The 22,255-nt window shown below is 65.0% G+C and carries 18 protein-coding genes; 5 read left to right on the top strand and 13 right to left on the bottom strand.

Annotation, left to right across the window (positions count from 1 at the left end; all coding sequences use genetic code 11):
• Positions 1-6 precede the first annotated feature (6 nt).
• The 5 genes from ACM9HJ_RS05305 to ACM9HJ_RS05285 are packed head-to-tail and all read right to left on the bottom strand — an operon-like array spanning position 7 to position 6,466.
• Complete coding sequence (locus ACM9HJ_RS05305; RefSeq protein ID WP_416570658.1) at positions 7-1,203, bottom strand: CaiB/BaiF CoA transferase family protein; 1,197 nt, start codon at positions 1,201-1,203, stop codon at positions 7-9.
• Positions 1,200-2,288 (bottom strand): TRAP transporter substrate-binding protein DctP, encoded by a 1,089-nt coding sequence (gene dctP / locus ACM9HJ_RS05300; RefSeq protein WP_416570657.1) that lies wholly within the window; start codon positions 2,286-2,288, stop codon positions 1,200-1,202. The genes ACM9HJ_RS05305 and dctP overlap by 4 nt, the downstream gene beginning before the upstream one ends.
• Positions 2,285-3,589: a TRAP transporter large permease gene (locus ACM9HJ_RS05295; protein WP_416570656.1), complete on the bottom strand. Its 1,305-nt coding sequence runs from the start codon at positions 3,587-3,589 to the stop codon at positions 2,285-2,287. The genes dctP and ACM9HJ_RS05295 overlap by 4 nt, the downstream gene beginning before the upstream one ends.
• Positions 3,579-4,073: a TRAP transporter small permease gene (locus ACM9HJ_RS05290; protein ID WP_416570655.1), complete on the bottom strand. Its 495-nt coding sequence runs from the start codon at positions 4,071-4,073 to the stop codon at positions 3,579-3,581. Before ACM9HJ_RS05290 ends, ACM9HJ_RS05295 begins: the two co-directional genes overlap by 11 nt.
• On the bottom strand, positions 4,073-6,466 hold the full coding sequence (locus ACM9HJ_RS05285; protein WP_416570654.1) for a TonB-dependent receptor: 2,394 nt from the start codon (positions 6,464-6,466) through the stop codon (positions 4,073-4,075). Before ACM9HJ_RS05285 ends, ACM9HJ_RS05290 begins: the two co-directional genes overlap by 1 nt.
• Positions 6,467-6,674: 208 nt before the next feature.
• Between ACM9HJ_RS05285 and ACM9HJ_RS05280 the strand changes: the two genes are divergently transcribed.
• Positions 6,675-7,148: a MarR family winged helix-turn-helix transcriptional regulator gene (locus tag ACM9HJ_RS05280; protein ID WP_416570653.1), complete on the top strand. Its 474-nt coding sequence runs from the start codon at positions 6,675-6,677 to the stop codon at positions 7,146-7,148.
• A 42-nt stretch (positions 7,149-7,190) separates the two neighbouring features.
• Here ACM9HJ_RS05280 and ACM9HJ_RS05275 read toward each other — a convergent pair whose 3' ends face one another.
• The 3 genes from ACM9HJ_RS05275 to ACM9HJ_RS05265 form a co-directional block, all read right to left on the bottom strand.
• Entirely contained in the window at positions 7,191-8,162 is a 972-nt protein-coding gene (locus ACM9HJ_RS05275) for a PDR/VanB family oxidoreductase (RefSeq protein WP_416570652.1), read from the bottom strand.
• 16 nt (positions 8,163-8,178) lie between these two features.
• Positions 8,179-8,910, bottom strand: a complete 732-nt coding sequence (locus tag ACM9HJ_RS05270; RefSeq protein ID WP_416570651.1) for a GntR family transcriptional regulator — start codon at positions 8,908-8,910, stop codon at positions 8,179-8,181.
• A gap of 115 nt (positions 8,911-9,025) precedes the next feature.
• Positions 9,026-10,069 carry a Rieske 2Fe-2S domain-containing protein gene (locus tag ACM9HJ_RS05265; RefSeq protein WP_416570650.1) on the bottom strand — a complete coding sequence of 348 codons (1,044 nt, stop codon included), beginning with the start codon at positions 10,067-10,069 and terminating at the stop codon, positions 9,026-9,028.
• Between the two features lie 342 nt (positions 10,070-10,411).
• On the opposite strand from ACM9HJ_RS05265, the gene ACM9HJ_RS05260 reads away from it, so the two are divergent.
• From ACM9HJ_RS05260 to ACM9HJ_RS05250, 3 genes are read left to right on the top strand one after another with little or no spacing between them, the layout of a single operon-like run.
• Positions 10,412-12,526 (top strand): TonB-dependent receptor, encoded by a 2,115-nt coding sequence (locus ACM9HJ_RS05260; protein WP_416570649.1) that lies wholly within the window; start codon positions 10,412-10,414, stop codon positions 12,524-12,526.
• A gap of 15 nt (positions 12,527-12,541) precedes the next feature.
• Positions 12,542-14,008 carry a hypothetical protein gene (locus tag ACM9HJ_RS05255; RefSeq protein WP_416570648.1) on the top strand — a complete coding sequence of 489 codons (1,467 nt, stop codon included), beginning with the start codon at positions 12,542-12,544 and terminating at the stop codon, positions 14,006-14,008.
• Positions 14,008-14,778, top strand: coding sequence for a hypothetical protein (locus ACM9HJ_RS05250; protein WP_416570647.1), 771 nt, complete (start codon positions 14,008-14,010; stop codon positions 14,776-14,778). The genes ACM9HJ_RS05255 and ACM9HJ_RS05250 overlap by 1 nt, the downstream gene beginning before the upstream one ends.
• Before the next feature lie 7 nt (positions 14,779-14,785).
• Here the strand turns inward: ACM9HJ_RS05250 and ACM9HJ_RS05245 are convergent, their stop codons facing one another.
• From ACM9HJ_RS05245 to ACM9HJ_RS05225, 5 genes are read right to left on the bottom strand one after another with little or no spacing between them, the layout of a single operon-like run.
• Positions 14,786-15,613, bottom strand: a complete 828-nt coding sequence (locus tag ACM9HJ_RS05245; RefSeq protein ID WP_416570646.1) for a M55 family metallopeptidase — start codon at positions 15,611-15,613, stop codon at positions 14,786-14,788.
• Between the two features lie 2 nt (positions 15,614-15,615).
• Positions 15,616-17,793 (bottom strand): TonB-dependent receptor, encoded by a 2,178-nt coding sequence (locus ACM9HJ_RS05240; RefSeq protein ID WP_416570645.1) that lies wholly within the window; start codon positions 17,791-17,793, stop codon positions 15,616-15,618.
• Between the two features lie 58 nt (positions 17,794-17,851).
• Positions 17,852-19,408, bottom strand: a complete 1,557-nt coding sequence (locus tag ACM9HJ_RS05235) for a class I adenylate-forming enzyme family protein (RefSeq protein WP_416570644.1) — start codon at positions 19,406-19,408, stop codon at positions 17,852-17,854.
• Positions 19,405-20,703 carry an MFS transporter gene (locus ACM9HJ_RS05230; protein WP_416570643.1) on the bottom strand — a complete coding sequence of 433 codons (1,299 nt, stop codon included), beginning with the start codon at positions 20,701-20,703 and terminating at the stop codon, positions 19,405-19,407. Before ACM9HJ_RS05230 ends, ACM9HJ_RS05235 begins: the two co-directional genes overlap by 4 nt.
• Before the next feature lie 29 nt (positions 20,704-20,732).
• Complete coding sequence (locus tag ACM9HJ_RS05225; protein ID WP_416570642.1) at positions 20,733-21,245, bottom strand: MaoC/PaaZ C-terminal domain-containing protein; 513 nt, start codon at positions 21,243-21,245, stop codon at positions 20,733-20,735.
• A gap of 203 nt (positions 21,246-21,448) precedes the next feature.
• On the opposite strand from ACM9HJ_RS05225, the gene ACM9HJ_RS05220 reads away from it, so the two are divergent.
• A complete protein-coding gene (locus ACM9HJ_RS05220; protein WP_416570641.1) occupies positions 21,449-22,222 on the top strand; it encodes a TetR/AcrR family transcriptional regulator in 774 nt (257 codons plus the stop codon).
• Positions 22,223-22,255 lie beyond the last annotated feature (33 nt).

Here is a 22,255-nt window from a genome sequence, read left to right as displayed (position 1 = left end):
TCTCCCTCACGCCAGGGCGCCGGATGCCGTCAGTTCCTCGACCAGGGCCGGGTCCATGCCCAGCAGGTCGACGAACACGGCGCGGTTATCACCACCCAGCAGCGGTGGCGGTCCGACATGGATGGCGGCGTCGGAGAAGCGCAGCGGCGGCCCCGGCATCTCGCAATCGCCCAGTTTTTCATGATGGATGCGGTGGTAATGGCCGGCTGCTTCCAGCTCCGCATCGGTGAACACGTCGCGGCCATCGTTCACCGCTTCCGCCGGAATGCCGGCCTGCGACAGGCTGTCGGCCAGCCGGTGCTTGTCATGGCTCCGGGTCCAGGCCGACAGTTGCGCCGCCAGGTCGCTCGCATACGCCTTGCGGCCTTCCAGCGTGTCGAACCGGCTATCCCCGATCCCCGCCAATAGCGCCAATGCCCGCCATTCCGCATCGTCGCGCACGGCGATGGCGCACCATTGATCGGAACCACGGCAGGGGAACAGGCCGTGCGGTGCCATGCGCGGATCGTCATTGCCGCGCCGCGTGGGCAGGCCGCGCTGATGGTCGGCCAGACAGTCCGACGTGACCAGCATCATCGGCTCCACCTGCGACACGTCCAGATGCCGGCCCTCACCGGTACGCCGGCGATGTTCCAGCGCGGCCAGCACCGCCACCGTCGCCATCATCGGCGCCACCACATCGCCATAGGCGAACGGCGCCATATGCGGCCCCCGGTCGGGCCAGCCGGAAAGCGCCGCGAAACCCGACAAGGCGGCGGCGGAATTGCCGTATCCGCGCAGGTCGGACAGCGGCCCGCTGCGCCCGGCCACACTGACCGACAGCAGGATGATGTCGGGCTTGATGGCTTTCAGCGTGTTGAACGACAGGCCGATCCTGTCCATGTACCCTTTGCCGAAATTCTCCACCACCACATCGGCCCAGGCGATCAACCTCTTCGCCACCTCGATGCCGCGCGGATCGTTCAGGTTGATGGTCACACCCTGCTTGCCGGTATTGGTGATAGCGAAGAAGGCAGATGCGTCATGGTGGCGCTTTCCCCCCTTGAAGGGGGGGGAAAGGCGGCCAAGGTCCAGGCGCTTGGCACTTTCCACCTTGATTACCGTGGCGCCGTAATCGGCCAGGTCCTTGGTGGCGCGGGGGCCGGCGCCGACCCAGCTGAAATCCGCGACGCGCAGCCCGGACAGGGGGCTTTCGCTGCTCATGGCTGGTTCTCCGCTGTTTGCGGTGTCGCATTGAAACAGGCCGGAGTCTCTCCCCGCGCCCGTGCGGCGATCAGGTCCTGAGCATGGGCCAGGATCGGGTGGCCATCGATCTCGAAATGGCTCAACTCATCGGCGATGCGCCTGGCATTGGCGGCGTAGAGCGTCTTGAACCGTTCCTGGTCCGCCAGCGGCAGGGTCATGGTCAGGCGCATATTCAGCGCCTTGCCTTTCTCCAGCCCGCGATCCTCCGCCACCAGGATCTGGCGGGCCAAGGCTGCCTCCCATACCGGCTGGGCATCCATCAGCACCTGTTGCAGGTCTGGTGTCAGGCGCTGCCACGCCTTGTCGGACATGGCACGCGCCGGATAGGCGCCGCGATCGAAATGCAGGGCGGTGAAATAGGATGCCACCTCCCCGAAATGCAGCGACGCGATGGTGTCGGCCGGGGCCACGACCCCGTCGATCACGCCCTTGGCGAGCGCCGAATAGACCTCGCCCATCGGCATGTTGACCGGATCGGCACCCAGGTCGCGCAGCACGCCCAGCGCTTCGGTTTGCGCCCGCAGACGCAGGCCGCGCATATCCTCCAGTTTTTCGATGGGCTTGTGCCTTGTCAGGATGCCGGGGAAATTGCCGCCCTGGACGGCAAGGACATGCAGCCCCTCCAATTCCTGCCCGAACACCGGAAAGGCGGCGGCCAGGCACTTATAGATGGCGATCTGGTCGGCAATGTCGCGGATGCCGCCATAGAACCCGGCCTGACCGCGCAGCGCATGCGCCCCGCCCCTGGCATAGATCGGCGTGACCAGCCCGATATCGGCCACGCCATGGCGGATTTCCACCATGCTCTGGTCCGACGACAGCAGCGATCCCGACCAGAAGGGCTTGATCACCAGCCGCCCGCCGGACTTGGTGGACACCGTCTCCATCCACTCGATATCCGCCTTGCTGAACGGATGGCCGGGCGGGTAGGGGCTGGCATAGGACAGGGTGGTGGTGCCCGGCTTCTCGTCGGCACCGCAGGCGGTCAGCGCCAGCAGGGCGAGGGCGGCGGTCAGGCTTTTCAGATGCTTGTTCATCCTCATGCCCCCAGCACCTTGGGCAGCCACAGCGTCACCGCCGGAAAGGCGATGATGACCGCCAGATGCACGAAATCGATGGCCAGGAAGGGGATGATCCCCCGGAAGATGGTGGAGAGCGGGATATCCTTGGCGATGCCATGGATGACGTAGCAGTTCAGGCCCAGGGGCGGATGCACGAACCCGATCTCCATCGTCCGCACCAGGAAGATGCCGAACCAGATGGGTGACAGCCCCAGATCGACGACGATGGGTAGGAAGATCGGTGCGGTCAGCAGCATCAGTGCCAACCCATCCAGGAACGACCCCAACACCAGCAGCAGCAAGGTCATCACCAGCACCGCCGCAATCGGCCCGGCATCCAGTTCCGACACCAGGGCCGACATATGGCCGGTGATGCCGGTCAGACTGATGAAGGTGGAGAACAGGATGGCGCCGATGATGACGATATAGATCATCCCCGTGGTGCGCAGCGTGTCACCCAGGGCCTTGGACACGGCGGCCCGCGTCAGTGCACCGCGGATGGCACACAACAGGAAGGAACCCACCGCCCCCACCGATGCGGCCTCCGTCGGGGTGAACCAGCCGATCATCAGCCCGCCGACCACGAACACGATCAAGGCGATGATATCGATAATCCGGCGCAGCGCCGGCAGCCGTTCGCGCCACGGCACCCGCGCCGTCTTCGGCCCCAGCTCCGGCCAGATGCGGCACAGGATATAGATGCCGACCATGTAGAACAGGGCTTGGCTCAGGCCCGGGATCACGGCCGCCGCGAACAGCCTGCCGATCGATTGCTCGGCGATGATGCCGAACACGATCAGCGCCCCCGATGGCGGGATCAGCGCCCCCAGCGTGCCGCCGGCGGCCAGCGCCCCGGTGGCGAAGGCCGGGGAGTAATTATGCTTGCGCATCTCCGGCAATGCCACCGATCCGATGGTGGCGGCGGTGGCCAGACTGGACCCGCTGATCGACCCGAACCCGGCGCAGCCGGCGATGGATGCCAGCGCCAGCCCGCCCGGCCGATGCCCGATGAACCGTGCCGCGACATCGAAGAAATCGCGGCTGGCGCCTGCGGCGAAGCACAGATGCGCCATCAGCAGGAACAGCGGCAGCACGCCCAGTTCATACTTGGCAATGGTCTCGAACGCCACAACCCCAGCCTTGATCAGCGCCGCTTCCGGCGTCACCAGGATGGCGATGCCGCCGGCCCCCACGGCGGCCAGCGCCACGCCGATGGGCAGTCCCAGGGTCAGCAGCGCCAGCAGGGCGATGACGCCGATGGCGCCCCAAATCTCAGGGCTCATCGCTGCCTCCCTTGCCCAGGGCGCGTGCCAGGAACAGCACGGCGATCAGGATGCAGGACCCGATCCACACCAGCCGCAGCCAGCGCAGCGGCAGGCCCAGGATCTCCGTGATCTCATACCCCGGCCACAGTTCCGCCGCGACCCAGGCGGACCCGGCGGCCAGGAACAGGAAGAACAGGCAGCTGACCAGATCCGACACCTGATCGAACCGCTTGTGCCAGGCCGGCCCCAGCCGTTCGATCAGGATATGCACGCGGGCATGGGCACCTGACAGGGTGGCCCCGACCATGGCGGCCGACGCCGCCAGCACCACGCTGGCCTGTACCACCTCGATGGCGCCCAACACGGTGAAACCCACATGCCGGCCCAGTACGGCGATGGCATCGGCGGACATGGCCATCAGCAGGCCGGCAGCGCCCAGCAGGAAGGATAGCTTCGTCAGCAGTCCCTGCCCGGCCGACGATGGTTCGCGCAAACCCGCCATCAGAACGTCACCCGGATGCCGCCATAGGTCATGCGCGGCGCCTTGTAGGTGACGATCTGGTTGCCGTTGGCGGGTGACGCCACGCCATTGGCGATCACCGCCTTGTTGGTGATGTTGCTCATCGCCACGAACAGCTCCCAATCGCCCGACGACGGCACGAAGGTGATGCGGCCGTCGAACACATCGTAAGCGTCCTGGGCCACGGCCTTGGTATTGTCGATATCGATGAAATAGCTGCTGGAATGGCGCCAGTCGCCGCGCAGGCGCAGTGCTGCACCGTCTTCCGATACCGGCACCTCATAGGTCAGGCCCAGATTGCCGGTGAATTTCGGCACGAAGGGCAGCTCGTTCTTCAAGGTCAGCAGCAACGTGCCCGCCGTCGCCTGCTGCGGCAGCAGCGAGGTGAACTTGAAGTCGGTATAGCCCAGGCCCGCCTGCAGCGTCAGACCCTCCGCCAGCAGTGCCGTGGCTTCCGCCTCCAGCCCCTTGATCTCGCCATCGCCGCCATTGGTTTCCAGGCGGATGAAGGCGCCCGTGCCGTCGGTGGTGTTGCGGGTGATCTGGATGTCGTTGTAATCGCTGAAGTAGGCGGCCAGATTCAGGCGCAGGCGGCGGTCGAAGAAGTCGCCCTTGAACCCCGCCTCATAGGCCGTCAGTTTCTCCGGATCGAAGGTGTTGAACAGGTCGGCGCGGGTGGGACGCCCATTGACGCCGCCGGCCTTGAACCCCTTGGACCAGGAGACATAGACCATCATGTTGCTGTCGAACTTGTACTCCGCCCCCAGCTTCGGCGTGAACACATCCCAGGTGTCGCCGGCGGTGACGTTGTTGAAGCTGACCAGATTGTTCTGCGACGGCCGCACCTCGTAATAGCGGAAATCCTTCTTTTCCTTGCTGATACGGGCACCGGCCGTCACGCTGAAATCATCGGTGAGTTTGTATCCGGCATGGGCGAAGGCGGCGTAGGATGACCCGTCCAGCCAGCGATTGCCCAGGCGGGCCTGGTCATACCGCAGATTGTTGGCGTTCGTGGCACCACCCAGGCAGCTTGCCGGCCCCGTGCCGCTGGCAGGGCAGACCGATGCCGCCACGCCGGGCGGGGAGATCGACCGGTTGGGGGCGGCACGCAGCGCATCGACCAGACCGACCAACTGGCGCGAGGATTGGGTGTCCGTCGCCTTCTCCTCGAAATACCACAGCCCGACCAGCCAGTTCAGCCGGTCGTCGAAGGCATCGCCGCTGAACTGGAATTCCTGGCTGAACTGGTGCTGCTGCACCGAGATGCCGGCAGACGCCACGATATCGGCCGGGGTGCCATCGGCATCGGCCTTGCTGGCCACGTCCAGGTCGCGATAGGCGGTGATCGACTTTACCCGCACATCGCCCGGCGTCCAGTTCACCACACCCGACACGCCCCAGACATCGGAATTGGCGTAGCTGGTGGAGGTGGAATAGGTGGTCCAGGGCTTGGGTGCGACCCAGCGATTATCATAGACCATGCCCTGCGGGGCCAGGACGACGCGATTATACAGCTCGATATTGGGCGCGCTGGCGGCGTCGTTGAAGATGCCCACGGCCTGATAATCGGTGGCCGCCTGGCGTTCCCGCGTGATGTCGCCCGACAGGGTGACGGACAGTTCGTCCGTGGGCGTCCAGGCCAGCGTGGCTCGGCCGCTGCGCACATTCACGTCGTTGCCGTTGCGCTTGGTGCCATCTGCGGACGGCAGCAGGCGCTTGTAATAGCCATCCTGATCGCGCGACAGCGCGCTGACCCGCAGCGCCAGCTTGTCCTCCACCAGCGGCACATTGACCGAACCGCCGACATCCAGGCGGCCATATTCACCGATGCGCAGTTCCGCCACGCCGCCGAAATCATCTGACGGGGCCTGGGTGGTGATGTTCAGGGCACCGCCCGACGTGTTCTTGCCGAACAGTGTCCCCTGCGGCCCGCGCAGCACCTCCACCCGCTCGATATCCAGCAGTTCCAGCACGGCACCTGGCGCGCGCGCCAGATAGACACCGTCGATATAGATGCCGACGGCAGGGTCCTTGGTGATGATGAAATCCGGCTGGCCGACGCCGCGGATAAACAGCTGGGCGAAATTGCTGCCGCCGGAGCCGTTGCCCGACGTCGTCATCTGGAAGTTCGGGGTAGCATCGGCCACGCCCTTCAGGTCGACCACGCCCTTTTCGCGCAGGTCCTCGGCCGTCAGCGCCGTGATGGCGATGGGCGTGTCCTGCAAATTCGTGGACCGGCGTTCCGCCGTCACGATGATCTCTTCAAGCTGGATGGGGGCTGGGGCCTGCTGGGCCTGGGCCATGGCGGGTACGGCGTAAAGACCGACGGCCAGCGCCACGGGCGCGGCGCCGCGAAGCGTCCACTTCTGGAACATTCTCATCCTCCCTGGATGTTCGGGTGGGTGCATTGCCCCACCGTGAAGGCTGTTTCGCCTTTCGTTATAGTTCATAACATAGACGGTTGATGTTCACAACTATCTAAATTCCAGAATGCGATCCAGGAGAACGGAATTTGCGGACAGGGCTTTCCGCTTCCGCTATCAAGGTTTTGCACCATTCCCCGCTCCCTTCCCGATGATGACCATGGCGAACGACAAGATCGAAACGAACGACCCGCCCGAGGTGGAACTTGGGCGGCTGGGTGATTTCATCGGCTTTCGGCTGCGCCGCATCCAGAACCATCTGTCGCGCAATTTCTCCGCACGCAATGCCGACTGGAACCTGCGTTCCGGCCTGTTCAGCTCGCTTTCCATCATTGCCGCAAATCCGGGGATTTCCCAGAACCTCCTGTCGCGGGAGGTGGGGCTGGACAAGTCGGCGACGGTGCAGATCGTCGATGATCTGGAAGGGCGCGGCTGGGCCGAACGCCGCCGTTCGCCCAACGACCGGCGCTTCTATGAACTGGTGGTGACCGAAGCCGGCCAATCGGCCCTGGCGCAGCTTTTTGCCAACCTGGAGGAGACGGAACGGGACGTGATGACCCATCTGTCGCCGGACGAGCGGACCCTGCTGCTGGGCCTGCTCGACCGGATCTATCAAAGCTGCTTCAAGGGCTGAGCTTCGTGGAAATTTTTGTTATTATTCATTACTAAACATTCCTCAGGGCCGATAGCCCGTGTCGATCACCGCATGCCCGCCGGCGATGCGGGAGACACAGGCACACAGTTTCGTGCCCTCCCGCTTCTCCGCGTCCGACAGGAACACGTCGCGATGGTCGATCGGGCCCTGGTGGTCCAGCACTTCGACCGCGCACAGCCCGCATTCCCCGCGTCGGCAATCATGGATCATGGGAATGCCGGCATCGTCCAGCGCGTCCAGCAGCGACCGGTCCGGCGGTACCGTCACCTCCACCCCGTAGCCCGCCACGCGCACGGTGAAGGGGGTCTCGGTGAAGCGGCCGGTATCGCCGAACACCTCATACCGGAACCGGCTGCTGGCCCGTCCGGCCCGTGCCCAGGCGCTCTTGGCCACTTCCAGCATGGGCAGCGGGCCGCAGATATAGACCTCGCCATCCGGCGACAGGCCGGCAATGGCGGCATCCAGGTCGATCATCGACCCCTGATCCTGCGGATACAGCGCCAACCGGTCGCCCAGCAGCACCCGCAACGGTTCCACGAACGGCATGGCATCCAGGCTCTGCCCGCCATACGCCACCCGCACCCTGGCCCCGCGCCCGGCCAGCGCCGCCGCCATGCCCAGGATCGGCGTGATGCCGATGCCGCCGGCCAGCAGCAGATAATCCGGCGCCCGCCAGGACAGCTCGAACCGGTTCTGCGGCGTGGTGATCCGCACCTGATCGCCGGGCACCAGGCCGAACATGAAACGCGACCCGCCCCGGCTGTTGGGATGCAGCTTCACCGCCACGGCGACATGGCCGGGTGCGGCGTCGGGCAGGCAGCTATAGGTGCGGATGGCATGGCCGCCGGCAATGGCGGCACGGACGGCGATATGCGATCCGGGATCGAAGGCGGGCAGGGGGCTTGGCGCCGCGAACTCGATACGCCGCACCCCATCGGCGACCATCTCTGTACGGGTGATCCGGGCGTCCACCCAGACGGCATCGTTCTTCATGATAGCGTTTCCTCTCTCACCCGGCGACCAGCGCCAGGGCCGGGAAGCGGCGTAGTGCTGTGCTGCCCGCTTCCATCACCTGTTCCAGATTGCGCCGTGCCAGCCGCGCATGCTCCCGCGCCACGGCCTCGGCACGGCTGCCCTCGCGCAGGCCGATCGCCTCCACCAGGGCGCGATGCTGCGCCTGGGCCAAGACCAGCGAATGCGGCACCACCACCGATCCCGGCTTGTCCAGGAAGGCGCTGGGCGAGGCAAAGGGCAGGCGGGTGATGCGGTCGATCTCCCGTTCGATGGTCTCGCTCCCCGACAGGCCGGACAGAAGCTGGTGGAATTCCGCATTCAGGCCGATATAGCCCGCCAGCGACGGGTTGGCCGGATCGGACGCCATCAGGGCGTCGATGGCGTCCAGCACACGGTTGATGGCGATCATCCGTCGCGGCTCCACCCCGCGTTCCGCCGCCAGCCGCGCCGCCGTGCCCTCCAGCACCCCGCGCAGCTCGATGGCGTCGATGGCCTCCGCCAGGGTGAAGCGGCGCGGCATGTGACCACCCGCCGGCCCCCGCTCCAGCAGCCCCTCCTGCTCCAGCCGGGCCAGCGCCGCGCGGATCGGCGTGCGCGAAATGCCCAGCCGTTCGGCCAGCCCCGGCTCCGACAGCCGCTCACCGGGTTCGACTGCGCCGCTGAGGATCAGGTCACGGATACCGGCAAGCGCCCTGACGGTTTGGGCTGCATCCTTATTGTAACTCATGAGATTCTTTCCTTGTTCCCTCAGGCGCCGGGGCGGCGGTTCCGCCGCCTTGGCTTACGCGCCACGTGGCGCGGGCCGCCAGTCGGCGGCCTGCAGCGGCCGTGGCCGCTGCTCCCTATTCCGCCGCCAGCGCCGGCCGCGTTTCCCGCTCGATCATCCGGTCGATCAGGCGTCGTGCCCACATCGACCCGGCATCGATGTTCAGGTTGTAGAAGACATGGCCGGGATTGGCATCGATGGCGCGCTGCTGCGCTTCCAGGATCTGTTCATCCTCGCGGAAGATGCCGGCCACGCCCTCGCGGATCTTGTGGGTGCGCGCCTGGTTGTGGATGTCGAAATTGCGCGCGAAGGCCCAGAAATAATGGCAGGTACTGCCCGTCTCCGGCGTCAGGACGTTGATGACCCGCCCATCCACACCTGCGGATCGGTCGCCCTGCGGCGCGCCGGTGCCGGTGGGGGCCACGCCGACCTCGATGATGATGGTCGAGGGTGCGGTGAAATTGATGATCTGCCAGCGGTCGACATGGTCCTTGCGGCCCAGATTGTCGGCCCAGAAGGGCGGTGCCTCGATATCCACCATCCAGCGGGTGATGGTGGCCGTATCGTCGGAATGGGTGGCGGTGAACGGCGCCTCCGCCACGGCATCGTTGCCGATGGACGATCCATGCACGAAGGTCTCATGCGTCAGGTCCATCAGATTATCGACCACCAGCCGGTAATCGCACTTGGCATGGATGACCTTGCCATCGGCGGCCCAGGCCGGGTCATTGTTCCAATGGATGTCGGGGATCAGCGCCGGATCGGCCAGCGACGGGTCCCCCGGCCACACCCAAAGGAACCGATGGCGTTCCACCAGCGGATAGGATTTCACGCAGGCCGATGGGTTGATCGTGTGTTGCGACGGCATGTATACACACCGTCCGGTATCATCATAGGTCAGCCCATGGTAACCGCAGACAACCCGATCCTCCTCCAGCCTGCCCAGCGACAGGGGTAACAGCCGGTGCCAGCAGGCATCGGCCAGCGCCACAGGCGACCCATCCAGTTTTCTGTATAAAACCAATTGTTTGTCGCAAATGGTGCGGGGCAGGAGCTTACGCCCCACCTCCACATCATAGGCCGCGACATACCAGGCGTTCAGCGGAAAACTCTGGCCCATCTGTCATCCTCCCGATTCATGTGTCCTTGTTTTGATATCTGTATACAGCCTTTCCAGGCGCCCGTCGACAGAATGCGCTGGGCACTCGGAACGGGTCATTTGGCGGCTATATTAGATATGCAATATAACTTAAACGCCACGTTCGCAAGCGCGATATGCAGGAGCAACCGACCTCAATAGCGGCCATATTGAGCGGGTATCAACAGCCGACATTCAGAAATTGCTTATCAATTCATATGTTATATTGCATTACGGTTTGTGCTATCGTATCGTTCATAAAATCAACTAACCAAGAGCCCGTTCCTCAAGGTCGCGAACGGGCCGCCCCAAGGGAGAAGCCCCATGAACAAGCTGGCATCGCGCCCGGCGGCGCGTCTGCTTACCCTTTTGCTGGCTGGCAGCGCCATCGTCCCCGCCGTCCAGGCACAGGACGCCGTGCTGGAGGAGATCGTGGTGACGGCGGAACGCCGGACGCAGAGCCTGCAGGATGTGCCGATCAGCGCCACCGTCCTGTCCGGCGACGATATCGTGCGCAAGGGCGTGGCCAATCTGGCCGATATCCAGCAGGTGTCGCCCTCCATCGCCATCAACCAGGTGAACCGCTCAACTTACGTGAATATCCGCGGCGTCGGCATCGCCCAGACCGCGCCCAGCTCCAGCCCCGGTGTCGCCTATTACATCGACGGGCAGCTGATCCCGCATGAGCAGTTCATCAGCCAGTCCTTCTACGATATCGGATCGCTGGAGGTGCTGCGCGGGCCGCAGGGCACGCTGACCGGACAGAATTCCACGGGTGGTGCGATCTATGTGCGCACGCCGGATCCGGAATTCGGCGTGGTGAAGGGCTTCATCGACCAGACCGTGGCCTCTTACGACTGGCTGCGTACCACCGGTGCCCTGAATGTCGGCCTGGGCGACAATGTCGCCGTGCGTGTCGCCGCCGTCCGCGACAAGCGCGACAGCTTCACCAGGAATATCGGCCCCAGCCCCAGCAATCCGGGCAATACCGACCTGGAGGGGGGCCGCATCAATGTCGCGCTACGCAACGAGGCGGAGACTCTGCGCATCAATCTGCGTGCGGAATATTTCAACAGCGACAGCGACAACAACGCCGTCAAGCGCCGCAACGACACGGTCAGCACCAATCCCTATGTGATCCAGGAAGATGCCATCTCCTACCTGAAGCAGGAAGGCTACCGCCTGTCGGGTGAGGTGAAATGGTCGCTGTCGGACGATGTCGATCTGCGCGCCCTGACCTCCTGGCAGGATGGCAGCACCACCGATCAGACCGATGGCGACCGCACGGCCACCGCCCTGCCGCGCCCGCCGGCGGCCAATGTCGGCCGTGTCGGCTTTACGGATACGACGATCGAGACCTTGATCAACGAGGTCAATCTGCTGTCCACCGGTGACGGGCCGCTGACCTGGGTGGTCGGTGCCTTCCGCATGGATGAGGATATTCCGCTGTCGGTGCTGCGCGACAATAACCACACCGTCGATTTCGTCTCCTCCACCTCCACCATCATTTCCAAGGTGACGAACAAGTCGCAGTCCCTGTTCGGTCAGGCGAATTATTTCGCCACGGAGCAGTTGGAACTGATCGTCGGGGCCCGCCATTCCTGGGACGACCAGACCTATAACCGCATCGCCTCGGCTGGTGGCACCGGCATCAGCAAGCTGTCCTCCACCCAGCTGACGGGCAAGCTGGGCGCCAATTACCATGTCACCGACGACACGATGCTCTATGCCAGCCTGTCCAAGGGCTACAAGGCCGGTGGCGGCAATCTGCCGGCCTCCAGCCCGTCCTTCGGGCCGGAAACCAATCTGGTCTATGAAGCCGGGTGGAAGACCACGCTGCTGGACCGCCGCCTGCGCCTGAACGGGTCGCTATTCTATTCCGATTACAAGGACATGCAGCTGGCCAGCCTGGCCAACGGCCTGCCCCTGACCCAGAACGCCGCCGCCGGCCAGGCCATGGGCGGGGAGCTGGAGATCGAGGGGCGGTTCGGTGCCCTGGGGCTGAATGCCGGCTTGGGCTATCTGGATGCGGAATTCGCCAAGGGCACGATTCTGCAGAATACGGTGGCCAACCGCAACGAGTTGGTGACCAAGGGCAGCACTCTGCCATTCTCCCCGCAATGGACCATTAATGCCGGGGTGCAGTACGAAATCCTGGTGGGGGAGACGGCGATCACCCCGCGCCTGCAATGGTCCCACGTGGCGGAAAGCTATGCCACGCCGTTCCCCAGCGTGGTCACCACCCTGCCATCGCGCGACGTAGTGGATGCCCGCCTGTCCATCGATCCGACCGACAGCGTGCGGCTGGAACTGTTCGTCACCAACCTGTTTGACGAAACCTATATCGCCAGCCAGCTGCAGAACTCGTCTTCGGCCGATGGCGGCCTGATCTATGGCGCCCGCCGGCAATATGGCGGCCGCCTGACCTATCGGTTCTGAGGCGGGGAGTTGGGGATGCGGTCCCTCGTTTCAGCATTGGCGCTGCTGGCGGCCTTGACGCTGCCGGCGGATGCCGCCTGGTGGTCGCCCGGTGATGGTACGGTATTTCCGGCCCAACTGGACGATACGGACGCCGATGGCCTCACCCGCCTGCTGCTGGATGGCGGGCCGATGGAAACGAAGGGCCATCCCTTCTTCGAAGCCAAGGGCAAGTATGGCCGCGCCTGCATCACCTGCCACCAGCCGTCGGACGGGATGAGCCTGTCGGTCGAAACCGCCCGCATAAGGTGGACGGAGACGGGCGGCAAGGACCCGCTGTTCGCCGCCATCGACGGTGCAAATTGCCCCGACCTGACGCAGGGGGAGCGGGCATCGCATTCCCTGCTGCTGGATCACGGCCTGTTCCGCATCGCCCGGCCCTGGCCGCCGGTGGATCATGATGGCGCGAAGATCACCCCCGACTTCACACTGGAACTGGTCCGCGATCCCACCGGCTGCAACGCGTCAAAGGTTTGGGGCCTGTCGTCGCCGAACCCGCAGGTTTCCGTCTTTCGTCGCCCGCGTCCGGTGGCGAATTTCAAGTACATCCTGGCCATGGGTTTCGCCGTCGATCCCAAGGTTGGCAAGCCCCTGCCCATCGATCCGGAGACGGGGCGGATGGTCAGCGGCAACCTGATGGCCGACCGCCGCGCCCTGTCGCTGGAGGCACAGATGCGTGACGCGGCCCACAGCCATATGGGTTTCGATGTGCTGACCCCCGACGATATCAAGCGCATCCGCGATTTCGAGGATCGCATCTTCGTGGCGCGACAGCGTGACCGGGTAGGCGGCGATCTGGATGCGGGCGGCGCCAGGGGCGGGCCGGAAACCCTGGCCAAATCCCAGCCCGGCCGCCTGGGCAGCCAGGGCACGGCGGTGTGGAGCGAGTTCGCGGCGTGGGAGAAAATCCCGGCCGATGAAGCGATCACGCCGGAACAGCGGGCATATCGGGAGTCCGTGGCGCGTGGTGCCCGTATTTTCCGGGAGAAGATGTTCCTGATCACCGACAGTGCCGGCATCAATTCCCCCGTCGGCTTCGGCAATCCCGTCCGCAATTCCTGCGTCTTCTGTCACAACATGAGCCAGATGGGCATGGATGTGGCACCGGGTCAGGTCGATCTGGGCACCACCACCTTGCCGTTTGCCGACCCGCAGCCGCACCTGCCCCTGTTCCGCCTGACCTGTACCGGCGAACCGCACCCGCATTACGGAAAGGTGATCCATACCCATGATCCGGGTTACGCCCTGACCACAGGGCGCTGTGTCGATGTCGGCAAGATCACCTTGCAGACCCTGCGCGGCCTGACCGGCAGGGCACCCTATTTCGCTAGTGGTTCCGCACCCGACCTGCGCGCCGTGATCGATTATTACGACCGGCGCTACAACATCCATTATACGGAGCAGGAAAAGCGCGACCTGGTCAATCTGATGGGGGCACTCTGATGCGGCGGATCATGCCGGCGCTGCTGGCGCTGCTGTCCTGCACCTCCTTGGCCCAGGCGTCAGAGGCCGTGCGCTTTGTCAGTTGCCCGATCTATCGCGACACCGACGCGGGCCGCAAATCCGGCTGCTGGCTGGCGGATGAGCGGGAGACGGGCCGGCGCTTCGACATCACCCAGTCGGCCACCAAGCCCGACTGGTCCATGGCCGTCCTGGTCGAAGGGCGCATTGCGGATCGCCAAGATAACGCCTGTGGTGCCACGGTGCTGGAACCGGTGCGCGTTTCCATCCTGTCTGATCATGCCTGCACCCGCGCTCTGATCCCGGCGGAAGGCTTCCCCGGCCGGCGCTTCGTGCTGCCGGCCCGCAATATCCGCCCGCTCTACGCCCCAGATCCGGTGCCGCCGCCGCCCTATGTGGCGACGCTGTTTCCCATCCCGTTCGATTTCGGCCGCGACTTCGTGGTCTATCAGCAGAGCGACCAGATGCTGGTCAACGCCGCCACCTATGCCAAGGCGGCGGGCGGTAAGGTCACCGTGACCGGTTATGCGGAGACGGAGCCGTTGCACTTGTCGGGCCAGACCCTTGCGGAACCGGCCGATCTGGCCAAACGCCGGGCGGAGATGGCGCTTCTGTGGCTGGTCAGCCTGGGCGTGCCGGCGGAACGGGTGAGGCTGGAATGGCGCCTGAACCCGTCACCGCTGGCCGATCCCGCCTTCGACGGGCTGACCGAGACCTCGCGGCGGCGGGTGGATATCAGGGTGGAACCGTAAACCGGCATCACGCGAGGCTGGGCAGCACCGTCAGCAGGAATTGCAGCTGCCGGGCCAATGTCGCGGCATCCGCAGCTTCGAACCGCACCGACAGTGCATCGGTACGTTCGAACATCGGCAGGTAAGCCAGCATCTCCGCCATCAGCGGCCATTTCAGGGTCAGATCGACGGCCAACAGACCATCCAGCCGGAAGGGGGAGACCTCCCCCGCCCGTGCCGTGGCCCGTGCCGCCGCCGTCCGGATGTCATCCCGTATCACGGCTGGCGATCGGCCGCTGGCCGCGAAATAGCCGATGCTGCGCTTGGTGGTGGCGGTTTCCACCGGGCCCAGCCATTCCACAGCCTCGGCGATGCAGGCGTCATCGCCCGTCACCAACGTGACGGGCGTGCCGAACTGCCCGGCGATGGCTGCGTTCAGCGCGCATTCCGGCAGGTCGCGGCCATTGACGCGCAGGGTGGAGATCAGCCGGCTGGAGAAACTGTGTGCCAGCCCGCCGCGCAGCTGACCGATACCGGCATGGTGACCCAGCAGGAAGGCGGCGGTGAAGGGGCCGTGATCGACCCCTTCCATCATCATCAGCGGCCTTGGGGTTCCACGGACCAGCTCGGCATCGTCGGGCAGCATATCCGGCAGGATGTTGGTCGCGGTCCCGTGGGAATCCGCGACCGTGAAGCCGGTGGCGCCGGCGGTGCGGGCACCGTCGATCGCCGCCAGCACCTCCATCGTCATCCGTTCGCGCGCCCGTTGCCAGTCCGATCCGGTGATCAGGGTCTCCTCGCGGTTGACGACCCCGGCCACCCCCTCGATATCAGCGCAGATGAAGATGAGCGCCATGGTCAGAACCGCCCGCGCAGTTCGATGCCATAGGTGCGCGGGGCCGCGATGGACTGGATCACCTGACCCGGCACGATGGCGCCGGCTTCCTTGTAGATCGTGTAATCGACATTGGTCAGGTTACGGCCCCAGAGATAGACGCCCCAGTTGCCGGTGGAATAATCCTGGATGCCGATACGGGCATTCAGCAGGGTCACCGCATCCTGCCCATGGATATTGTCGGCGGCGAAGAAGATCTTCGTCCGGTGCGACAGCTCCGCCCGCGCGAACAGTTCCAGATCGCCACCCACCGGCACCTCGTACTGGGCGGCAGCACTGGCATTGTGGCGTGGCGCGCGGGGCAGGCGGTGGCCGCTGTAATCCGCACCGGTGCTGGTGGCGTTGGGATATTCGGGGAAGGTCGCATCGACATAGCCATAGGTGGCCGACAGGGTCAGTTCGCGCACCGGCCGTGCCGCCAGACTGATCTCGGTGCCCCGGCTGCGGGCCTTGGCGGCGTTGGAGGTCTGGAACACCGCCAGATTGTTGATCAGCAGCAACTGGCTGGCCTGCAGGCGGCGATAATCCAGATGATAGACCGAGGCGTCGATCTGCAGGCGGCGGTCCAGGAAGGTCGTCTTCACGCCGGCTTCGTAGTTGTTCACATGCTCGGGCTCATACTCCGCATCGTCGGTGGGCGAGATGGAGAAGACGTTGAACCCGCCGGATTTGTAGCCCTGGGAGAAGGTCAGGTAGAAGAACAGGTTCTCTTCCGGCTTGTAGTTCAGACTGACGCTGGGGGAGACGTTGGTCTCCGAGCGGGAGATTTCGCGCAGGGGGATGTTTGGCAGCAGCAATTGCAGCGGGTCGCCCTGCTGGCGGTGCTTGACATTCTTGTCCTCCTTGGTGAAGCGCAGGCCGCCGGACAGGCTGACCTGATTGGTCAGCCTGTAGGTGCCGTGGGAGAAGGCGGCATAGCTGTTGGTGACGACATCGGCGAAGATGCTGCCATCCACTTCATAGGGATAGACGCCCAGATCGGGGCCGGCGATGGAGCGGGCCTGGGTATCCAGATCCTGGTGGAAATAATAGAGGCCCAGCACATAGTCGAACGGGCCGGACCCGGACGAGGCGAAGCGCAGTTCCTGCGACAGCTGCTTCTGGTCCTCACGGATGCCGGACGCCAGGATGTCCAGCGGCGTATAATCGTTTTCGCCCAGATTATACCAGTCGGAATAGCGCCAGGCGGACAGCGAGGTCAGGGTGCCGGCCTCCGTCGCCAGGTTGATTTCGGCGGAGACGCCGCCGGCATCGCGGTCGCTCTGCGGGTCGCGGTTCTGGGCGACGACGCGGGTGCGCGGGTCGGGCTGGTCCAGCGGCGTGCCGGTCATGGCACCGTCATTCAGCACCTCGATGGCGCCCGACCGGGTGCGGTCGCGGGAGATGTCGCCGCGCAGGATGATGTCCAGATCGTCGGTGGGCCGGGCGCGGATCACGGCGCGGGCATTCTGGCCGTTGCGATTGTCGATATGCTTGCCGGTCAGGCTGTTGTAGATCAGGCCCTGCTGCTGGTCGATCGATCCGCCGATGCTGGCCGACAGCTTGTCATCCACCAGGGGGGCACTCAGCAGCAGGCTGCCGGTGACGCTGTCGAAATTGCCATAGCCCAGGGTGCCCTCGGCATAGGTCTCGTCACCCGGCAGTCGGGTGACATAGTTGATGGCGCCGGCGATGGCGTTCTTGCCATAAAGCGTGCCCTGCGGCCCGCGCAGCACCTCGATCCGCTCCAGGTCGAACAGGTTCTGGTTGGTGGCGGTGGCGCGGCCCATATAGACGCCGTCGATGAAGATGCCAACACCCTGGTCCAGGCCGGGATTGTTCAGATCGGCGCTGATGCCACGAATGGCGATGTTCTGGCCGCGCAGGTTGCGGTTGTCGATATAGACGTTGGGCAGCATGTTGGCGATGTCTTCCACCCGCTTCACGCCGCTGTCGGCCAGCGCCGATCCGCTGATCGCGGTCAGCGAGATGGGCGTGTCCTGGGCGCTGGTCGGGCGGCGCTGCGCCGTCACGATGATTTCCTCCAGCGTGACGATCTCATTGCCGGCGGTGGGTGCCGCCTGCTGTGCCAGGGCCGGCATGGCCAGCGTGACCGCGATCCCCGTGGTGCCCGCCAGCCGGGCCAGTGTCGAACGTACCATTGTGAAGACCCCCTTATGTTTATGTATGTGACGTCAGTGTTATAAATCGGCGCGAATTCTACCCTTGCGCGTCGATCTTCAATGCCAGCTTGTCGACCTTGCCATTGGGCAGCAGCGGCAGCGTGTCGCGCAGCAGGATGCGCTTGGGCGCCTTGTAGTTGGCCAGCCGCGCCCGGCAATGTGCATCCAGTGAAGCGGCATCGATGGCTGTATGGGCCATGACATAGGCCACGCCGCTTTCCCCCCAGAGCGGATCGGTGACGGAAACCACGGCCGCCAGGGAGATGGCGGGATGCGCCTCCAGCACATCCTCCACCTCGCGCGGATAGACATTGTAGCCGCCGGATTTGTACATCTCCTTGATCCGGCCCACGATGCGGTAGAGGCCGTCGGGCCGGCGGATGGCGGTGTCGCCGGTGCGCAGCCAGCCGTCGGCGGTGATCGTCTGGGAAGTGGCTTCCGGACGGCGCCAATAGCCCAGCATGTTCCAGCCAGACCGCGCCCAGACCTCGCCTTCCTCACCGGACGCGGCCTCGCTGCCATCGGGCTTGACCAGCCGGACCTCCACACCGGGGAAGGCCGGGCCGACAGAGTTCAGCAGCGCTTCCCGGTCGCGGGTGGGGGGCAGGGCGGTGATGGCGCTGGTGGCTTCGGTCATGCCATAATTGGTGGCGAGCGGTGGCCCCATCGCCATCAGCCGGTCCAGCACATCGGCGGGAATGGCCGCCCCTTCCCACAGGATCAACTGTACAGCCGACAGGTCGTAGGCATCGAAATCGGGCAGGGCCAATTGCATCTGCAACACGCTGGGCACGCTGCCCCACAGGGTGCATTTCTCCACCGATGCCAGGCGCAAGGCCTCCCGCACCTCGAAATGTTCCAGGAAGATCACCGCCCCGCCGGCCGCCAGCACCGGGCAGGTCACGTCGATGACGCTGCCGATATGGTTGATGGGGAAATAGTTCAGGATGCGGGCCGGCGAGACGGGCCAAAGCCGGTTCTGGGCGCGGCTGAACTCGCAGATGCCCTGATGGCAGAGCAGAGCGCCCTTGGGCTTGCCCGTCGATCCTGACGTGTAAACGATCATGGCGGCATCGCGCCCGCCGGTAGCGGCGCGGGCGGCGGCCAGGTCCGCATCGCTGATCGCGGCGCCTTTGGCGATCAGGTCGGCGTAAGCGATGGCGCCGGCAAAGGACGGGTCACCGTTCAGCACCACCGCCAGTTCCAGGCCGGGCCGGCCATCGGTCAGCGCCACAAGATCGTCGGCATAATCGCGGTCATCGATGCGGGTGCGGGCCAGCAGCAGCTTGGGTTCGGCATCGTTCAGGACATAGTCCAGCTCGCCCAACCGGTAGCGGGGGTTCAGCCCGGCCCAGATGGCGCCGATGGAACTGGTGGCCAGGAAGGCGACGACGAAATCGGGATGCGGTGTGCTGAGCGTGGCGACGCGGTCGCCATGGCCGACACCGACGGCCAGCAGCGCGCGGGCCAGATCATCGACGGCGCGCACCAGTTCGCCATAGGTCCAGCGGCGGCCACCCAGCACCAGGGCCTCGGCCATCGGGTCCTGCGTGGCGGTGGCGCGGATCAGGTCATCGACACGTTCCGGGCTCATGCCAAAGCCTCCTTGGATTGCCGGTTGGGGGGACGCAGCAGCAGGCTGGCCCACAGGAACAGGGTTGGCAGGATGGCCAGCAGCCAGGTGATGCCCTTGACCGCTTCCGGGGACTGTACCGACGCCCCGGAATGAAAGCCGACCAGGGACAGGCCCAGCCCGACGACACCGGGACCGAGCGCCAAGCCCAGCTTCTCGCTGGCCGTCCAGGCGCCGGTGAACAGGCCCTCATCCCGGTTGCCGCTGGCCTCTGCCGCCGCATGGGTCAGGTGGGCGGCAAGCGCGAAGGGACCGACCTGGATGCCGGCAAAGGGCAGGCCGATCAGGGTATAGAGCAGCAGGCCCCCCGCCATTGATCCCGCAGGCACCAGAAGGAAGCCCAGTGTTCCGGCCCCGCACAGGAAGGCAGCGGCCGCGATGGCGTTGCCGGCCCCGAAACGGCGGATGGCCCAGGCCCAGAGCGGGGTGGACAGCACCGTGATGATCAGCATCAGCCCCAGGGCCGTCCCAACCCCATCCTCCTCCCGACCCGCAACCTGCACGATCCAATAGGGGGTGATGGCCGAGATGACGCCCATCCCGGTCAGTTGCAGGATATAGGCGGCGGTCAGGCGCCGGAACGACCGGTCGGTCAGCAGGACCCGCAGCGACAGGCGTAACGGGGCAGGGGAGGATGCCGGTACCCCGGTGGTCGAGGGCGTGCAGAGGAAAGCCGAGAGCATGCCGACCGAACAGATCGCCGCCACCACCAGCGCCATGGACGCATAGCCGGCCCGGCCGCCGCCGAAAGCATGGACCAGCATTGGCGCGATACCGGCACCGATCAGCGTGCCGATCATGCCGAAACCGATGCGCCAGGCGGTGACCCGCTCGCGCTCCGCCGGATCGCTGCTGATCTCCGCCGGGACCGCGATGAACGGTACCGCGAACAGCGAATAGGCGCTGGCCAGCATGAAATAGATCGTGGCCACCCAGGGAAAGGCCGCGTCGCCCGCCGGATAGGGCCAGGCAAACAAAGCCAGGAACAGGGCGGAGACCAGCACGCCGCCGGCCAGCAGGAAGGGGCGCCGCCGCCCGAGCCGGCTCCCGGTCCGGTCCGACCAGATACCGACGACGGGGTCCCAGGCCAGCGCCCACAGCTTGGGCAGGAAAACCACCATGCCGGCTAGGGCCGGCGGCATGCCGATAATCTCCGTGCAGAAGAACAGCAGCAGCACGGTTGGTACCGTGGAAAAGACGCCGGTACCAAAAGCGCCCAGCGCGTAGCCAGCCAGACGCGGATAGGACAATCGCATGATGGCGGTTCCCCTCTTTGCCTTGTCGATCAGCTGCGGGGTGTATTCGTGACACCGCCGGGCGGCACCCAGACCGATAGCCATTCCCCGGCCAGCGCCAGGCGATCATGCCCTTCAATTTCGATCTCGACGCCGAATTTGACGATGTGGCGCTGCTTTTCATCCAGAATGCGCGACAGGGTGCGGAACCGGCCGCGCACCCGCGACCCGACCGGCACGGGTGCGATCAGCCGCATCCGGTCGAAACCGTAATTCAGGTAATAGCCATGCACGTCCGGCTCCACCGAAAAGCCGGAGCGGGCCGCGTCATGCATCAGATGCGTCAGCAGCGACATGGTCAGGAACCCGAACGACACGGTATGGCCGAACGGTCCCTTTTCCTTGGCCCAGACCGGATCAACATGCATCGGATCGGCGTCCAGGGTGGCGCGGCTGAACAGGTCGATCAACGGCTGGTCGATGGTCACCCAACCGGAAACCCCGATTTCTTCGCCCGGTATCAGTTCGTCGCCGAGCTTGGCCGCGTCTGCGGTTGCCGCCATGGGTCTTCTCCCTTCAAAGCTTATTTTAAAAACCTGACGCCATAATCAGTTTTTGTCAAGCGGCGGTGCGTCGATTTTTTGACAGGATCGGCTTGGCGACGCCGGCGATGTCAGCCATGATCTTGTCATTCAACGGCTTTTTTAGTAAAAATGACACCATAATCAGGTTTGTCCAACAAGGAACCATTGGCATGGGTCAGGGCATGAAAGACAAGAAATCCAAGCCGGCCGCGGTGCCGGCGACCAAGCCCGCTGGCGGCCCCATCCTGCGTTACGCGGATTATCTCCAGCATGAGATCACCCATGCGCCCAAGCGCACCAAGGGGGAGCGGACCAAGGAAGCCTTGAAGCTGGGGGCCATCCGGGTGCTGGACGATGTCGGCTATCACGCCATGCGCGTGTCCGACCTGTGCGAGGTGGCGGAGGTCGGCAGCGCCACCTTCTATCTCTATTTCGAGAACAAGGCCGATATCACCTTGCAGGTGCTGAGCGATTATCTGGCCCATGGCGTGGACATGCTGCCGGAGCGCGTGGCGGGGACCAGCATTTTCGAAACGATCTGTGCGTCCAATCTGCGCTGGCTGGAAATCGGCCGGGCCAATGCCGGACTGCTGCGCTGCGTGTTGCAGTTGGGGGACGAGGAGCCGGGGTTCCGCGACCTGATCCATCGCAGCAACCGCGCCTGGTATGAACGCATCGCCCTGTCGATCTCGCGCCGCACGCCCGATGGCACGATCTCCGAGGATGCGGCACTGCTGGCCGCCTATTGCCTGGGGGCGATGATGGATGAGATGGCGCGCAAGCTGATCGTCTATCCCGACCCGCACCTGCTGGACCTGATCAGCCGGACGACACCGACCGATGCGCAGATTGCGGAATTTTTCGCTGTGCTCTGGCATCGCTCGCTTTATGGCGGCACGCCGATCAAGGGGACGCTGGCGCCGGCCGCCCGGTCGGTCGCCGACCTGCATCTATAGCCGGCCAACGGCAACGGGCTTGACCGGCCCGTT

The organism is Niveispirillum sp. KHB5.9, from assembly GCF_048066115.1.
GTDB lineage: Bacteria > Pseudomonadota > Alphaproteobacteria > Azospirillales > Azospirillaceae > Niveispirillum.
Note: the sequence above shows the minus strand (reverse complement) of the source record. Positions and strands in the feature narration are given on the sequence as shown.

Excerpts from the sequence above, each read along its gene's own strand:
- ACM9HJ_RS05280 (WP_416570653.1), top strand. The coding sequence starts at position 6,675 with ATGGCGAACGACAAGATCGAAACGAACGACCCGCCCGAGGTGGAACTT.
- ACM9HJ_RS05240 (WP_416570645.1), bottom strand. The coding sequence starts at position 17,793 with ATGGTACGTTCGACACTGGCCCGGCTGGCGGGCACCACGGGGATCGCG.
- ACM9HJ_RS05265 (WP_416570650.1), bottom strand. The coding sequence starts at position 10,069 with ATGGGCCAGAGTTTTCCGCTGAACGCCTGGTATGTCGCGGCCTATGAT.
- ACM9HJ_RS05285 (WP_416570654.1), bottom strand. The coding sequence starts at position 6,466 with ATGTTCCAGAAGTGGACGCTTCGCGGCGCCGCGCCCGTGGCGCTGGCC.
- ACM9HJ_RS05250 (WP_416570647.1), top strand. The coding sequence starts at position 14,008 with ATGCGGCGGATCATGCCGGCGCTGCTGGCGCTGCTGTCCTGCACCTCC.
- ACM9HJ_RS05235 (WP_416570644.1), bottom strand. The coding sequence starts at position 19,408 with ATGAGCCCGGAACGTGTCGATGACCTGATCCGCGCCACCGCCACGCAG.
- ACM9HJ_RS05290 (WP_416570655.1), bottom strand. The coding sequence starts at position 4,073 with ATGGCGGGTTTGCGCGAACCATCGTCGGCCGGGCAGGGACTGCTGACG.
- dctP (WP_416570657.1), bottom strand. The coding sequence starts at position 2,288 with ATGAGGATGAACAAGCATCTGAAAAGCCTGACCGCCGCCCTCGCCCTG.
- ACM9HJ_RS05260 (WP_416570649.1), top strand. The coding sequence starts at position 10,412 with ATGAACAAGCTGGCATCGCGCCCGGCGGCGCGTCTGCTTACCCTTTTG.
- ACM9HJ_RS05230 (WP_416570643.1), bottom strand. The coding sequence starts at position 20,703 with ATGCGATTGTCCTATCCGCGTCTGGCTGGCTACGCGCTGGGCGCTTTT.
- ACM9HJ_RS05270 (WP_416570651.1), bottom strand. The coding sequence starts at position 8,910 with ATGAGTTACAATAAGGATGCAGCCCAAACCGTCAGGGCGCTTGCCGGT.
- ACM9HJ_RS05245 (WP_416570646.1), bottom strand. The coding sequence starts at position 15,613 with ATGGCGCTCATCTTCATCTGCGCTGATATCGAGGGGGTGGCCGGGGTC.
- ACM9HJ_RS05225 (WP_416570642.1), bottom strand. The coding sequence starts at position 21,245 with ATGGCGGCAACCGCAGACGCGGCCAAGCTCGGCGACGAACTGATACCG.
- ACM9HJ_RS05275 (WP_416570652.1), bottom strand. The coding sequence starts at position 8,162 with ATGAAGAACGATGCCGTCTGGGTGGACGCCCGGATCACCCGTACAGAG.
- ACM9HJ_RS05220 (WP_416570641.1), top strand. The coding sequence starts at position 21,449 with ATGAAAGACAAGAAATCCAAGCCGGCCGCGGTGCCGGCGACCAAGCCC.
- ACM9HJ_RS05255 (WP_416570648.1), top strand. The coding sequence starts at position 12,542 with ATGCGGTCCCTCGTTTCAGCATTGGCGCTGCTGGCGGCCTTGACGCTG.
- ACM9HJ_RS05305 (WP_416570658.1), bottom strand. The coding sequence starts at position 1,203 with ATGAGCAGCGAAAGCCCCCTGTCCGGGCTGCGCGTCGCGGATTTCAGC.
- ACM9HJ_RS05295 (WP_416570656.1), bottom strand. The coding sequence starts at position 3,589 with ATGAGCCCTGAGATTTGGGGCGCCATCGGCGTCATCGCCCTGCTGGCG.